Source organism: Ancylobacter mangrovi, assembly GCF_024752355.1.
Taxonomy (GTDB): domain Bacteria; phylum Pseudomonadota; class Alphaproteobacteria; order Rhizobiales; family Xanthobacteraceae; genus Ancylobacter; species Ancylobacter mangrovi.
Genome location: NZ_JANTHZ010000006.1, coordinates 1 through 12547, shown reverse-complemented (window position 1 = coordinate 12547; position 12547 = coordinate 1). Strand labels below are relative to the sequence as shown.

The window sequence follows — 12547 nt, the reverse complement described above, 5'->3', positions numbered from 1 at the left end:
TGCGAAGGTTTCATGCGGCACATAAGCCCGACTCGCATCACGTTTTTATGACGGATGCTGCGCTGCAGCGTTCACAGGAACAGCATCACCACGCTCGCGGCGACCAGCGCGGCCATCAGGTAGTTGACGATGCGGCGCTGGCGCGGGTCGGTGAGCAGGTGCGCGAGCAGCGAACCGAAGCCGGCCCAGACGCAAAGACAGGGGAAGGTCACGATCCCCGAGACCACGGCGATGACCAGCACCTGGACGAAGATGCTCTCGGCGCCGATGGTGGTGAAGGCGGGGATGATGCTGAGCGCGATGGTCCAGGCCTTGGGGTTGACCCACTGGAACAGCGCCGACTGCAGCATGGTCATCGGCTTCTCCATCGCAGTTCCGCCCGCCGGGCCGGCGGCGTTGGCGATCTTCCAGGCGAGGAAGAGCAGGTAGAGCGAGCCGGCGATCTTCAGGATCTCGTGCAGGTACGGCACCGCCGTGAAGAGCGAGCCGAGCCCCATGCCGACGGCGATCACCATGATGGTGAAGCCGATGCTGACGCCCCAGATCTGCGGCAGGGTCCGCCGGAAGCCGAAGGCGGCGCCGGAACCGGCGGAAATCATGTTGTTCGGGCCGGGCGTCAGGGCGCCCGCGAGCGCGAACAGGAACAGCGAGACGATCTGCACCGACACCGACGCAACTCCCAGGTCGGCCTCGCCGACGTTGCCGGCGCCGTTGCTAGCGATGCGCACCGCCGCGGGCAACCCGAATCCGTCGCGGAAGGTGTCGGTCCGGCAGGGAGAGCGGCGGCGGGGAGGGGCGTCCTGCTGGCGGACGCCCCCGTCGGGAGCCGGGCTCAGTGCGCGAAGAACAGCGCGGCCGGCGGCTTGGCGAGCATGGAGGCGGTGACGCCGCCGAGCACCATCTCGGCGATGCGCGAGCGGCTATAGGCGCCGAGCACTATCAGGTCGGCCCGGAACGCGGCCGCTTCCTCGGTGATGGTGCGGCTGGCCGAACCCGCGTCGATATGGATGTGCTTGGCCTTCACGCCGTGGGTGGCGAGGAAGGCGGCCAGCTTGTCGCCCGATTCGGACGCCTTGGGCATGTCCTCGGCGACGGTGAGCACCTCCACCTCGTCGGCCAGCGTCAGCAGCGGAATGGAGAAGCGCACCGCGTGGCCCGCCTCGCGCGAGGGTTTCCAGGCGATCAGCACGCGGCTGATGCGGTCCGGCACCTTCTTGCCGGTCGGCACGACCACGACCGGGCCGTTGCAGGCCAGCGCCAGATGCTCGGGCAGCGTGGCGGCGAGCTGGTCGTCCACCGTGCCGTCGGTGGTCTCGCTGACGATCGTGAGGTCGACGAAGCTGACGAGATTGCGCAGCTCCTTGGTGACGTCTCCCGGCGCCGTCTCCCAGCTCGCGGTGATTCCCGCCGCCGCGGTCGCGCTCTCGAACGTGGCGCGGATGCCCGCCTCCTTCTCCCGCGCCTCGTGCATCAGCTCGTTGATGTAGATGGACAGGGCGCGGCCGACCTGCGGTACGCCGGCGGGATGAAGCGTATAGACGGCCTTGAGCGCGGCGCCGGACTGGCGGGCGAGGGTGATGGCGAAGGCGAGACGGTCGGCGAAGCCGCTATCGGGAGCGGCGTGAAGGAGGATGCTGCGCAGGGACATGATGTGCTTGCTTCCTTGAGTGGCGTTTCTGGTTGGCGATTGCGCTTCTCAATCTTTGTGACCTTAGGGCATAGGCTGGCGATCAAAATCAGGAAAAGCACCATACGCAACCGCTAAATATGGTGCGGACATTACTCTGCGTAATGCATACCCATCACGAGCGCGCGAGTGACCAGACGGCCGATTGTCATCGTTTGGAGCCTTACTAAGGTGGAGCCTCTGTGGTTTGCAGTGCAGCAAACCCGAACCCGGGAGCAGCCTATGAGTCGTCGTCTCGCATTCGTCGTCGCCACCCTGTCCTTTGCCGCCTTCGCGACGACCGCGGTCGTGGCACAGTCCGACGTCGCCAAGCAGCGCGAGGCCCTGATGAAGGAGTACGGCAAGGCCACCAAGGCCGTCGGCGGCATGCTGCGCGGTGCCACCCCGTTCGACCTCGCCACCGTCCAGAGCACTCTCGATCTTTATGCCAAGAATGCCAAGACGCTTCCGACCCTGTTCCCGGAAGGGTCGGGCGAGAGCACGGACGCTCTGCCCGCGATCTGGGAGAAGAAGGACGAGTTCGAGGCGCTGTTCACCAAGCTCGCGGCCGATTCGGTCGCCGCGCGGGCGGCCATCACCGACGAGGCGAGCTTCAAGGCGAACTTTCCCGGCGTGATCCGCACCTGCGGCACGTGCCATGATTCCTTCCGCAAGAAGAGCTGACGTGTCCGCGGTGACCGAGGAAGCGGCTTCCGCGCCAGCCACCGTGCTGGCGTGGGACCTGCCGACGCGGCTGGCGAAATGGCTGCTTGCCGCGCTGGTGGGGCTTGCCTTTGCCAGCAAATATTATGGCGACGTCGGGCTGGTCTGGCACCAGTGGAACGGGCTGGCGATCCTCGTGGTGCTGGTGTTCCGGCTGCTGTGGGGCCTCGTCGGCGGCAGCACGGCGCGCTTCTCGGCCTTCCTGCGCGGGCCGGGCGCTGCGCTCGGCTACGGTCTCGGCCTGCTGCGCGGGCGGCCGGCGCATTATCTCGGCCACAATCCGCTCGGCGGGTGGATGGTGATCGCGCTGCTGCTCGTGGCGGCGGCGCAGGCGCTGACCGGGCTGTTCACCACCGACGACATCATCGTCTACGCGCCGATGACGGCCGTGGCGAGCGACGAGACCATCGCGCGCGCCTCCGCCCTGCACCAGCAGATCTACCCGATCCTGCTGGGCCTCATCGCGCTGCACGTCGTCGCCAACATCGCCTATTCGGCGCTGGGCAGCGACAACCTGATCGCGGCCATGGTCCTCGGCCGCAAGCCGGCGGGGCGCTATGTGGACCCCGCTCCGGCGACGCCGGGCTCGGTCGCCCTCGCCATCGCCTGCCTCGCCGTGGCCGTGCTGGTCGTCTTTGGCGGTATCGCGCTCGCCGGGGGCAATCCTTTTCCGTGATTCTCTTCCCGACCCGCTTGCGGGCCGGGAGGACTCGTGCTCCTTGGCGCCATCATGAACGCCCTCAGGGGGATCGCGCTGCAGGTCGGTGCGACCTTCGTCTTCACCGTAATGTCGGCCCTCGTCCGCATCGTCTCGGATCGCATTCCGACCGGCGAAGTGGTGTTCGCGCGCTCCTTCTTCGCCCTGTTCCCGCTGCTCGCGCTGCTGGCCTTCCGGGGTGAGATCAGCGCGGCGGTGCGCACCGCGCACCCGGTCGGGCACATCATGCGCGGGACCATCGGCGTGTTCGCCATGGCCTCGTCCTTCTCCGCGCTGGCCCTCATTCCGCTCGCCGACGTGACCGCGATCAGCTTCACCGCGCCGCTGCTCACGGTCGCGCTGGCGGCGCTGATGCTGGGCGAGAAGGTCCATGTCTACCGCTGGAGCGCGGTGTTCGTCGGCCTAATCGGCGTCGTCATCATGCTGTGGCCCCATCTCGGGGGCGGCTTCGCCAGCGGCCATGGAAGCCTCGGCGCGCTGATCGCCCTGTTCAGCGCCGCCTGCACCGCGGGGGCGATGATCCAGGTGCGGCGCCTGACCTCCAGCGAGACCACGGCGGCGATCGTGTTCTATTTCCAGGCGCTGGCCGCCGTCGCCGGCCTCGCCACCGCGGCCTGGGGCTGGGTGCTGCCGAGCGCGGGGGACGCCGTGATGCTGGTGTCGATCGGCTTCCTCGGCGGGGTCGGGCAGATATTGCTCACCGAGAGCTATCGCTCCGCGCCGGCCTCGGTTGTGGCGCCCTTCACCTATTCGGCGATGATCTGGTCGCTGCTGCTCGGCTTCGTGCTGTTCCGCGAGGTGCCGCCGCTGCTGGTGCTGGTCGGCGCCTCGGTGGTCATCGCGGCCGGGCTGTTCGTGATCTGGCGCGAGCAGCGGCTCGGCATCGAGCGCGCCGCCGCGGTCGAGGCGACGCCGCCCACGGGCCCGGCCGCCTGACGGCGCGGCTAGCTGGCGAAGGCCTTGAAGGTGATGATGGTGCGCGTGTCCTGGATGCCGGGAATGCGCTGGACCTTCTCGTTCACGAAATGGCCGATATCCGTGCCCTCGGCGACGTAGAACTTCACCAGGAGATCGAATTCGCCGGCGGTCGAATAGACCTCGGAGGCGATCTCGGCATCGGCGATGGCGTTGGCCACCTCATAGGAGCGGCCGAGCTGGCATTTGATCTGGACGAAGAAGGGGACCATCGCGGCTTCCAGGCACGGTTCGGGGTGCGCAACAGGAACAGAACGGCGACCCGCGCGCAACCCCCCGGCGCCCGGGCTGCGGATCGCACGCCGGGACACCGCGCGACCCTCGCCCCCGCCCGAGGTGTGCGGCCGGTCCGCGCGAGGATGCGGGCCCGGAGCCGCCGCCGGGTCGGCCCTTTCTGGCTCTGAAATGACCTTGGGGCAGGCTTCCCGGCACGTCTTGCCAGTCGCCCATGCTTCGCCTATGCCTCGAAGGATGATCGCGTTGGGGTGCCGTCGAGGCTGAGAGGCAATCCTGCCAACCCACGAACCTGATCCGGGTCATGCCGGCGGAGGAAACGGGTCGCGCTCACCGGGCGGGAGACCGCGCCGGCGGGCCGCTTCTCTTCCTTGCCACGACGGGAGGCGTGCCGATGACTGATGCAGCGGCGCAGAGCGCGATTGCGGTGACCATAGCCGGCTCGGATTCGGGCGGCGGCGCCGGAATCCAGGCGGATATCAAGACCTTCTCGGCGCTCGGCGTCTATGGCGCGAGCGTCATCACCGCGCTCACCGCGCAGAACACGCTGGGCGTGACCGGCATCCACGACGTGCCGCCCGCCTTCATCACCCAGCAGATCGAGGCGGTCTATTCCGACCTCGACGTCGCGGCGACCAAGATCGGCATGCTGTCGCGGCCGGAGGCGATCCTCGCGGTGGCGTCGGGGCTCGACCGCCACCAGGTGGCGAATGTGGTGCTGGACCCGGTGATGGTCGCGGCCTCCGGCGACCGGCTGCTAGTGGCCGAGGCGATCGCGACGCTGCGGGCCGAGCTGCTGCCGCGCGCGCGGCTCATCACCCCCAACCTGCCCGAAGCGGCGGCGCTGCTCGACGAGCCGCAGGCGACCAGTCTCGAGGAGGTCCGCGCCCAGGCCGAGCGGCTGCTGGCGCTGGGACCGAAGGCGGTGCTGGTCAAGGGCGGGCACAGCGAGGGGCCCGAGAGCGTCGACGTGCTGATGGACGCGGACGGGGTGCATGAATTTCGCGGCCCGCGCATCAACACGCAGAACACGCACGGCACCGGCTGCACGCTGTCCTCCGCCATCGCCGCCGGCCTCGCCAAGGGCGAGGATCTGCGCACCTCGGTGCAGGCGGCCAAGCATTATCTCTCGCGCGCGCTGGCGCGCTCGGACGAGCTCCATATCGGCCACGGCCACGGCCCGGTGCACCACTTCCACGCCTTTTGGAGCTAGGCTGCTGGCCGGAGCGGAAGGCGCGCCCTGACGCTACGGCTCGCCAGCCGCCAACGCGCCTGCTAACGAGAGGCGCCGTTCCCCCGTGAGTGCCCGATCGTGCCCGCCGTCGCGCCGCGCCATTCGATCGCCGTCGTCTATGCCGGGCTGTTCTTCGGCATAGGGGTCTATCTGCCGTTCTTCCCGGTCTGGCTGACGGGGCGCGACTTCAGCGCCTCGATGATCGGCTTCGCGCTGGCCGTGCCGATGGCGGTGCGGCTGGCGACGATGCCGCTCGGCGGGCTGCTCGCCGACCGGACGGGGCGCCCGCGCGCGACCCTGATCGGCTACGCCCTCGCGACGGCCTGCTGCTTCGTCGGCGTCGTGCTGGCGCCGGACGCGGCCCTGATGCTGGTCGCGCTCGGTCTCGCCGCGAGCTTCTGGCAGCCCAGCCTGCCGGTCCTCGACGCCTACACGGTGGCGCGGCGGGCCGAGGGGCTCGTCGATTACGGGCGGGTGAGGCTGTGGGGCTCGCTGTCCTTCATCGCCGGCAATCTGGCCTCCGGCCTCGTCCTGCGCGTCTTTCCGGCCGACGCGCTGATCTGGATGATCGTCGCCGGCAGCCTGGTGGCGGCGTTCGCCGCCTGCGCTCTCCAGCCGGATGCGCGACCGTTGCCGGAGCCGGCACGGCCACGGGGCGCGGCCTCGGCGCGGGCGCGGCTGCCGCGCGCGCTGCGGATCGGCATCGCCGCCGCCGCCCTCGTGCAGGGATCGCACGCTCTGCTCTATGCCTTCGGCTCCATCCAGTGGCGCGAGGCCGGCCTCTCGGACACCGCGATCGGTGGCCTGTGGGCGGTGGGCGTGCTGGCGGAGGTGGTGCTGTTCCGCTCCGGCACGCGGATCACGGCGCTGATCGGGGCGGAGCGGCTCCTGCTCGCCGGCGGCCTGGCGGGGCTTGCGCGCTTCGGCGCCATGGCGCTCGACCCGCCGGTCGTGCTGCTGCCGTTCCTGCAGGTGCTGCATGCCGGCACGTTCGGCTGCACCTATCTCGGCACGGTCGAACTCGTCGCGCGCCTTGCCCCGGCGGGGCGCGGGGCGGCGACGCAGGCCATGGCGGCCTGGGCGGTGGCCATCGTCATGACCGGCGCGACGCTGGCTTCCGGCCCGTTATGGCAGGCGCTCGGCCCGCTCGCCTTTGCCGCTTCGGCGCTGATGGCGGGCGGCGGGGCGGTGCTGGCGCTCCTCGCCTATGCCGATCGTCCTCAGCCCCAGAGCGCGGGCTCGGGCGGATAGACGAGGCTGCCCTCGTAGCGCAGGCCCGGCTCGCGATCGCGCGCGAGCAGCAACGGCCCGTCGAGATCGACGAAACGGGCGAGCGGGGACAGCAGCAGCGCCGGCGCCATGGCGAGCGAGGTCGCCACCATGCAGCCGATCATGAGGTCGAGCCCCGCCGCCTGCGCCTCCCGCGCCAGCGCCAGCGCCTCGGTGAGGCCGCCGGTCTTGTCCAGCTTGACGTTGATGGCGTCATAGCGGCCGATCAGGCGGCCGAGCGTGTCGCGCCCGTGCACGCTCTCGTCGGCGCAGACGGCGACCGGACGCGCGATCTCGGCGAGCAGCGCGTCGGCGCCGGCCGGCAGCGGCTGTTCCACCAACTCGACGCCCGCCTCCGCGCAGGCGGCGAGGTTTTCCGCGACATCGCCGGGCGTCCAGCCTTCATTGGCGTCGACGACGAGCCGCGCCCCGGGCACCGCCGCGCGCACGGCGGCGAGCCGCCCCGCGTCGCCCGGCATGCCGAGCTTGAGCTTCAGCAGCGGGCGCCCGCAGGCCGCGGCGGCCTGCGCCATGGCTTCGGGCGTATCGAGGCTGATGGTGAAGGCGGTGACGACCGGCTCCGGCGCGGGAAGGCCCGCCAGCTCGTGGACGGGAACGCCCACGCGCTTGGCCTCGAGGTCCCATAGCGCGCAGTCGAGCGCGTTGCGCGCCGCGCCGGGGGGCATGCGCTCCTGCAGCGCGCGCCGGTCGAGCCCGGCGGCGAGGGGAGCGGCCATCGCCTCGACGGCCGCCAGCACACCTTCCACGCTCTCGCCATAGCGGGCGTAGGGGACGCATTCGCCGCGCCCGACCGTGTCGCCCTCGCGCAGCTCGGCGAGAATCACCACCGCCTCGGTCTTCGAGCCGCGCGCAATGGTGAAGCGGCCGCGGATCGGAAAACGCTCGACGAAGGCATCTAGGGCGGGCATGGCGGTTCCCGGTCGTGGCGGCGGGCGAATCACCCCTGCGCGAGAATGCCAGCATAGGACGCCGGCAACGCCCGCGCGCGTCACAGGGAAAGCACAGTTCCCCAGCGGACAACACATTTTCTGTAATATGGCACCAGTAAAGCCGGCTATCGCCTCGACAGGGCGGAAGCCCTGCGGCTAAGAATCGGGCACTGAATCTTGCAGATGGCGAACGGGCTTAAGGGGCGGGGCCGGCGCCGGGATCGGACGAGGGAAGGGGGCCGACTTGGGAGCTGCGGAAGCGCCGCTTCTCGCTGCCGCCCGCAACGGGCGCGAGCTGGTATTCGTCGGCAACGGCCGATGGATCGCCACGCAGAGTCGTGCCCTTGAAGGTGCCGTCGATGCGGGCCTCGCCGAGCTGCAGGCCGGCGAGGTGGAGACGGCGCGCATCGACCTGTCCGGCGTACGCACCCTCGACACGGTCGGCGCGGTGATGGCCGACCGGCTGATCCGCGGCCTCGAGGAGGCCGGCGTCCAGTTTCACGTCGTCGGCCTTGAACAGCGCTTCCGGCCGCTGCTCGACGAGATCGCCCGCGGCTGCCACCAGATTCCGCCGCGCAAGCCGCGTGGCAGCGTGTTCGGCGACGGGCTCGAGGTGATCGGCGAGACGGTCGCGCTGATGGGGCAGGACGCGCTGCGCTTCCTGTCCTTCGTCGGGGCGGTGGTGGAGGCGATGCTGCGCGTGGTCGCGCGCCCGCTGACCTTCCGCTGGACCTCGATGGTCTATCATCTGGAGCGGACCGGGCTGCGCGCGGTGCCGATCATCGCGCTGATCACCTTCCTGATCGGCTGCATCATCGCCCAGCAGGGCATCTTCCATTTCCGCAAGTTCGGCGCGACCACCTATGTCGTCGACATGGTGGGCATCCTCACCCTGCGCGAGCTCGGCGTGCTGATCGTCTCGATCATGGTGGCGGGCCGCTCGGGCAGCGCCTTCACCGCCGAGCTCGGCTCGATGAAGATGCGCGAGGAGGTCGACGCGCTGCGGGTCATGGGCTTCGACCCGAACGAAGTGCTGGTTCTGCCGCGCCTCGTCTCGCTCATCATCGCGGTGCCGCTGCTCACCTTCATCGGCAACATGTGCGCGCTGTTCGGCGGCGGGCTGGTGGCCTGGCTCTATGGCGGCATCTCGCCGGAGATATTCCTCAACCGCCTGCGGGAGGCGATCGCGCTCAACACCTTCGAGGTCGGCATGATCAAGGCGCCGTTCATGGCGGCGATCATCGGCCTGATCGCGTGCATGGAGGGCATGAGGGTCGGCGGCAGCGCCGAATCGCTGGGCGCGCACACCACCGCCTCGGTGGTGAAGGCGATCTTCCTCGTGATCGTGGCGGACGGCCTGTTCGCCATGTTCTTCGCCGCGATCGATATGTGAGGCGCCGGTGCAGCCGATCGCGAACCCACACGACGCACCCGCTCCCCGGCACGGCCAGCCCGGCGACACCGCCGGCGTGCGCGCCGGCGCCGAGCCGGGCGACGCGATCATCCGTGTGCGCGACCTCGTGGTCGGCTTCGGCGACCGGGTCATCCTCAACGGGCTCTCGCTCGACGTGATGCAGGGCGAGATCCTCGGCTTCGTCGGCGCCTCGGGCGGGGGCAAGTCGGTGCTCACCCGCACCATCCTCGGGCTGGTGCCCAAGCGCGCCGGCACGGTCGAGGTGTTCGGCCAGAACCTCGACACGCTCTCCTATGTGCAGCGCCGGCAGCTCGAGCAGCGCTGGGGCGTCCTGTTCCAGCAGGGCGCGCTGTTTTCCTCGCTCACCGTGCGGCAGAACATCCAGTTCCCGATGCGCGAATATCTCGACCTCTCGCCACGGCTGATGGACGAATTGACCATCGCCAAGATCGAGATGGTCGGCCTGTCGCCGGACGTGGCGGAGAAGGCGCCGTCCGAGCTTTCCGGCGGCATGATCAAGCGCGCGGCGCTGGCGCGTTCGCTGGCGCTGGACCCGGAGATCCTGTTTCTCGACGAGCCGACCTCGGGCCTCGACCCGATCGGCGCGGGCGAATTCGACGAGTTGATTGCGACATTGCAGCAGACTTTGGGGCTGACCGTATTCATGGTAACGCACGATCTCGACAGCCTTCACACCGTGTGCGACCGCATCGCGGCTCTCGCCGAGGGGAAGGTCATCGCCGTCGGACCGATCGAAACCATGCTCGCCTCCGATCATCCCTGGGTTTCCGCCTATTTCCACGGGAAGCGGGCGCGCGCCGCCGGCTTCGGTACGAACGGAGCGCGGTGAGGTCGGAAGATGGAAACACGCGCCCACTACATCGTCATCGGCCTGTTCACCCTGGCGGTCATCGCCGGCGGCTTCGGCTTCGTCTGGTGGTTTTCCAATGCCTCCAGCCGCGGGCCGCGCGCGGCCTATGACGTCGTCTTCAACGGCGCGGTCAGCGGCCTCCAGACCGGCTCGCAGGTGACCTTCAACGGCATTCCCGTCGGCGAGGTGACCGGGCTGCGGCTCGACGCGCAGGACCCGCGCAAGGTGGTGGCGACCATCGCCGTGCAGCCGGGTACCCCGATCCGCGACGACACCCGCGCCAATCTCGATGCCCAGATCCTCACCGGGCTCGCCTCGGTGGGGCTGGTGGGCGGGTCCAAGGACGCGCATCCGCTGCCGGAGCCGCCCGATGGTGGGCTGCCGCGCATCGATGCCAACACCTCCGCGGTGCAGGACCTGGTGAAGAGCGCGCGCGAGGTGATGGGCCGGGTCGACGACATCGCCACGCGGGTGGACGACCTGCTGCGCGGCAATGAGGGCAAGATCAACTCGGTCATCGCCAATGTCGACAAGTTCAGCCAGGCGCTCGGCAACAATGCCGACAACATCGATTCCTTCGTGAAGGATGTCAGCGGGGCCGCCGGCCAGGTGAAGCAGCTCGCGGCCGACGCGGACAAGATCATCGTCTCCTTCGACCCGGAGAAGGTCGGCCGGACGGTCGACGACATCAACAAGTTCACGGCCAAGCTGGACGGCATGTCGGCGAAGTTCGACCAGATCCTCGACAACGTGCAGGCGCTCACGACGAGCGAGGAGGGCAAGGGGATGTTCAACCAGGTCTCCGCCGCCGCCGCCGAGGTGCGCAAGCTCGCGGCCAATCTCGACGTGCGTACGGCGCAGCTCTCCGACAACCTGAACAAGTTCACGGGGCCGGGACTTAGGCAGTACGAGGCGCTGGCGGCGGACGGCCGGCGCACGCTGGCGGAAATCGAGCGCGTCTTCCGGCAGCTCGAGCGCAATCCGCGCCAGTTCATCTTTGGGGGCTCGTCCGTCCCTGGCTACACTGGACGGTAGGCATGGGAAGGCTGGGCGCATTCGGGGGCAGGGGACGACGCGTGACGTTGAGACGTAGACAGGCGTGTCGCAGGCTGACGGGCGCTGCGGCGACCATCGCTCTTGCCCTGACGCTGGGAGGCTGCGCGTCGCTGCTGTCGGGTGGCGACAAGTCGGTGCCGACCTTCGACCTCACGGCACCGACCAATTTCCCGGTGGCGCGGGCGGGGCGCGGACAGCTCGTGGTGAACGGGCCGACGGCGCTGCAGGTGCTCGACACCGAGCGGATCGTGGTCGAGCCGGCCCCGGGCCAGATCGCCTATCTCGACAAGGCGCAATGGGCCGACCGCCTGCCGCCGCTGTTCCAGGCGCGGCTGATCGAGGCGTTCGAGAACGGCAGCCGGGTTCGCGTGGCGCGCTCCGACAGCGCGGTCACCGCGGACTATGTGCTGCTGACCAACATCCGCACCTTCGGCATCCAGACTTTCGGCAGCGGGCCGGAGGCGGTGGTCGAGGTCTCGGCGCAGATCGTCGCCAACGGTTCCGGGCGGATCGTGGCGGCGCAGGTGTTCACCTCGCGCGTCCCGGCCATCGGCACCAGCGGCGCGGAGGCCACGCAGGCGCTCGACCAGGCGTCCGACCAGGTGCTGGTCGACATCGTGCACTGGGCGTCGCGGCGCTAATCCCGAAGACGGGGGCGGCTTCCGCCGAAGGGCGGCGCCGTTTCGTGCCGAGCTTCAGCGGCTGCCGGACAAAGAAAAAGGGCCCCTTGCGGGGCCCTTCGTTTTTCTTCGGGCTCGTCCCGAGCCTGCGGGCCGGTCAGTCGAACCGGCCGGCCGCGTGCGCGAGCAGGGTGTAGACCTTGCCGGTGTCCGAGGTGAGGTAGGTGTTGGTGAGCTGCTGGCCGCGCTCGTCGCGCGAGACCTGCTCCAGAAGCCGTTCGAACTCGCTGATGTAGCGGTCCACCGTGTCGCGGAACTCGAGGTCGCGCCGGTACTTGCGGCGGATCTCCTCGAAAGTCTGCTGGCCCTGCATGGTGTAGAGCCGGCGCGTGAACACGTTGCGCTCGCCACGGGTGTAACGCTCCCACAGGTCGACCGCGGTCTCGTGGTCGATCATGCGGGCGATGTCGACCGACAGCGAGTCGAGCGATTCGATGGTGTGGTGCACCGGCCGCTCGGGCTGCTGCGCCGGCCGCACATCCCGTCCGCGGGCCCCGCGCGGCACGCCGGGCGCCATCGGGGTCTCGTTATCGGAGGCGCGGGCCAGCAGGTCGGAGAGCCAGCCGCTCTGCCCCTCATTGCCGGCGGATGCCGGGCGGGTCGGGGCGGGACGGGCCGGAGCGGCCGGCGGCGCGGCCTGACGGCGGACCGGCTGCGGAGCCGGGGCGGGTGCCGCGGGACGCGGGGCGGCCGGGCGCGGCGCGGCCGCGGCGGGACGCTGGGGCTCGTAGCGCGGCGGGGCCGGCGGCGGCGCGGG

At 69.9% G+C, this 12547-nt stretch carries 13 protein-coding genes, 1 pseudogene and 1 riboswitch; of the genes and pseudogenes, 9 read left to right on the top strand and 5 right to left on the bottom strand.

Translation table 11 applies throughout. From position 1 onward, the window contains the following. Positions 1–71: 71 nt before the first annotated feature. Complete coding sequence (locus NVS89_RS13730; RefSeq protein WP_258733325.1) at positions 72–728, bottom strand: LysE family translocator; 657 nt, start codon at positions 726–728, stop codon at positions 72–74. Positions 729–832: 104 nt separating this feature from the next. Beyond that, on the bottom strand, positions 833–1648 hold the full coding sequence (locus NVS89_RS13725; RefSeq protein WP_258733324.1) for a universal stress protein: 816 nt from the start codon (positions 1646–1648) through the stop codon (positions 833–835). Between the two features lie 261 nt (positions 1649–1909). Here NVS89_RS13725 and NVS89_RS13720 point away from each other — a divergent pair, with 261 nt between their 5' ends. The 3 genes from NVS89_RS13720 to NVS89_RS13710 are packed head-to-tail and all read left to right on the top strand — an operon-like array spanning position 1910 to position 4043. Continuing rightward, the gene (locus tag NVS89_RS13720) at positions 1910–2350 is read left to right on the top strand and encodes a c-type cytochrome (protein ID WP_258733323.1); all 441 of its coding nucleotides are present in this window, start codon (positions 1910–1912) and stop codon (positions 2348–2350) included. 1 nt (position 2351) lies between these two features. Then, positions 2352–3065 carry a cytochrome b/b6 domain-containing protein gene (locus NVS89_RS13715; protein WP_258733322.1) on the top strand — a complete coding sequence of 238 codons (714 nt, stop codon included), beginning with the start codon at positions 2352–2354 and terminating at the stop codon, positions 3063–3065. A 54-nt stretch (positions 3066–3119) separates the two neighbouring features. Next, on the top strand, positions 3120–4043 hold the full coding sequence (locus NVS89_RS13710) for a DMT family transporter (protein ID WP_258733321.1): 924 nt from the start codon (positions 3120–3122) through the stop codon (positions 4041–4043). 8 nt (positions 4044–4051) lie between these two features. On the opposite strand, the gene NVS89_RS13705 is transcribed toward NVS89_RS13710, so the two are convergent. After that, the gene (locus NVS89_RS13705; RefSeq protein WP_258733320.1) at positions 4052–4294 is read right to left on the bottom strand and encodes an Lrp/AsnC ligand binding domain-containing protein; all 243 of its coding nucleotides are present in this window, start codon (positions 4292–4294) and stop codon (positions 4052–4054) included. 259 nt (positions 4295–4553) lie between these two features. Continuing rightward, a riboswitch (TPP riboswitch) is annotated at positions 4554–4652 on the top strand. 58 nt (positions 4653–4710) lie between these two features. On the opposite strand from NVS89_RS13705, the gene thiD reads away from it, so the two are divergent. Both thiD and NVS89_RS13695 read left to right on the top strand, forming a co-directional pair. Then, positions 4711–5529 carry a bifunctional hydroxymethylpyrimidine kinase/phosphomethylpyrimidine kinase gene (thiD, locus tag NVS89_RS13700; protein ID WP_258733319.1) on the top strand — a complete coding sequence of 273 codons (819 nt, stop codon included), beginning with the start codon at positions 4711–4713 and terminating at the stop codon, positions 5527–5529. A 99-nt stretch (positions 5530–5628) separates the two neighbouring features. Beyond that, positions 5629–6801 carry an MFS transporter gene (locus NVS89_RS13695; protein ID WP_258733318.1) on the top strand — a complete coding sequence of 391 codons (1173 nt, stop codon included), beginning with the start codon at positions 5629–5631 and terminating at the stop codon, positions 6799–6801. Here NVS89_RS13695 and dgcA read toward each other — a convergent pair. Beyond that, the gene (gene dgcA / locus NVS89_RS13690) at positions 6771–7748 is read right to left on the bottom strand and encodes an N-acetyl-D-Glu racemase DgcA (protein WP_258733317.1); all 978 of its coding nucleotides are present in this window, start codon (positions 7746–7748) and stop codon (positions 6771–6773) included. The two genes, NVS89_RS13695 and dgcA, sit on opposite strands and share 31 nt — an antisense overlap. A gap of 265 nt (positions 7749–8013) precedes the next feature. On the opposite strand from dgcA, the gene NVS89_RS13685 reads away from it, so the two are divergent. From NVS89_RS13685 to NVS89_RS13670, 4 genes are all read left to right on the top strand, one after another. After that, positions 8014–9162: an MlaE family ABC transporter permease gene (locus NVS89_RS13685; RefSeq protein ID WP_258733316.1), complete on the top strand. Its 1149-nt coding sequence runs from the start codon at positions 8014–8016 to the stop codon at positions 9160–9162. Positions 9163–9238: 76 nt separating this feature from the next. Beyond that, positions 9239–10033, top strand: a complete 795-nt coding sequence (locus NVS89_RS13680) for an ABC transporter ATP-binding protein (RefSeq protein ID WP_258733578.1) — start codon at positions 9239–9241, stop codon at positions 10031–10033. Between the two features lie 9 nt (positions 10034–10042). Continuing rightward, positions 10043–11089 (top strand): MlaD family protein, encoded by a 1047-nt coding sequence (locus tag NVS89_RS13675; protein ID WP_258733315.1) that lies wholly within the window; start codon positions 10043–10045, stop codon positions 11087–11089. 41 nt (positions 11090–11130) lie between these two features. After that, positions 11131–11751 (top strand): ABC-type transport auxiliary lipoprotein family protein, encoded by a 621-nt coding sequence (locus tag NVS89_RS13670; protein ID WP_258733314.1) that lies wholly within the window; start codon positions 11131–11133, stop codon positions 11749–11751. A gap of 136 nt (positions 11752–11887) precedes the next feature. On the opposite strand, the pseudogene NVS89_RS13665 reads toward NVS89_RS13670, so the two are convergent. Next, positions 11888–12547: pseudogene (locus NVS89_RS13665) on the bottom strand (apolipoprotein acyltransferase); the annotation flags it as partial.